Source organism: Halomonas marinisediminis, from assembly GCF_004347715.1.
GTDB lineage: Bacteria > Pseudomonadota > Gammaproteobacteria > Pseudomonadales > Halomonadaceae > Halomonas > Halomonas icarae.
In genome coordinates, this window is record NZ_SLTR01000041.1 from 1 (window position 1) to 1,526 (window position 1,526).

Below are 1,526 nucleotides of genomic sequence, written 5' to 3' on the forward strand. Positions count from 1 at the left end.
AGGCCTGGAACCCGTGCCGATCCAGCGTGGAGCGGTAGTCACGAGACGCATACTGACTGCCGCGGACGCCCTTCTAAGAGTCAAGTGGCGATTGTCGCCTGGTTGATCTCTTGGTGACGATGACGCAGTACATAGTATACCTCTCGGGCGATGTAGCGTTTCAGACAGCGAATAGCTTCCAGCTTGGAGTGCCCCTCCGTCACTCTCCGGGTGACATACGCCTGGGTTGTCGCATCCAGGCGCAGTCGCCCGATGGCGATGATATGCAGAGCACTATTGGCAGCTCTGTCGCCGCCCCGATTAAGGCGGTGGCGCTGTGTCTTGCCTGAAGAAGCGGGTATCGGGCTGACACCACATAGCGCCGCAAAACTGGCTTCTGAACCAAGGCGATCCGGATTATCCCCCGCCGTGATCAGCAGCTGAGCTGCGGATTCATAGCCCACTGCCGTTCGCGACACCAGCTCGGGAGCCAGCTCATCGACGATAGCCTTGATCATGACATCAAGGTCAGCGACCTCGTCATGGAGCTCCAAGTAGCGGCGGGCAAGGGACTTCAAGGCGATGCGGTAGGCCATTGCAACGTCCCGATATCCACTCATATCAGGGCGCCATGCGGCCAGTGTTCGGATCAACTGCATCCGCGACATGTTGCGCAGCTGATCGCGGAGCTCCTCGGGAGCTGAGATCACCTGGGTCTGGATCATCTGAAGCGCCACACGGCGAGCCGCCACGGCGGTCTTACGGCAGACCCTCAGTACGCGCAAGGCCTCGATCATGCCGTCACGGGTCTTTGGGGTCACGGTACGGACGCCCGCATACGCCGCATGGGCAGCATTCTCCGCATCAATAGTATCGTCTTTGCCACGCTTTCGGCGGACAGTCTTGTCTGGGGTAGTGACCTCCAATACAGCGATCCCGTTGCGCTGCAAGTAACGCAGCAAACCAGCCCCATAGGTCCCGGTGCACTCGATACCCACTCGGCTGAGCTCACCGAAGCTACGCATCCAGGCCAGCATGGTCTTGTAGCCATGTCGGGTGGTCGGAAAACTGGCGACACCAAGCACCCGGTCATGAGTATCCACGACAGCGGCCACATGGAGATCCTTGTGGGTGTCGACGCCACCGACAATGTCAGGGCGATCATTGTGATGCTGAGTCATGACGGTTCTCCAGGCTATCAGGGCAAGGTGGCTTCACCGAGTGCGATAGCCTGGACACGACAGTAACGAGACAGGCACCGAGCGTCAGGCCCTTCTTGAGTCACATGCATCGACGAGGTGAGCCCTCGCCGTCAGGTGTTCCCGGATCACCGACAGGTCCGTGGAAAGACACACTACCCGGGTCGATCAGAGTGGGAGTCAGGAGATCCGAGAACCCTTACGGCACCAGGTCTTTCAGCATAGGTCGATCGCTGTGTGAGTCAGGTCAACCCCGGAACACCTGGCATCTCTCAGTATTACTGTCGCTGTGATGGATCAACCCGCTATCAGGCTGCCGGCGCCCTACGGCCATCTCCAGGGCGTCCA

General features: G+C 59.6%; 1 protein-coding gene. It reads right to left on the minus strand.

Going from position 1 to position 1,526, the window contains the following annotated elements; all coding sequences use genetic code 11:
* Window positions 1–80 precede the first annotated feature (80 nt).
* Complete coding sequence (locus tag E0702_RS15760; protein WP_132045556.1) at window positions 81–1,160, minus strand: IS110 family transposase; 1,080 nt, start codon at window positions 1,158–1,160, stop codon at window positions 81–83.
* Window positions 1,161–1,526: the final 366 nt, after the last annotated feature.

Excerpts from the sequence above, each read along its gene's own strand:
- E0702_RS15760 (WP_132045556.1), bottom strand. The coding sequence starts at position 1,160 with ATGACTCAGCATCACAATGATCGCCCTGACATTGTCGGTGGCGTCGAC.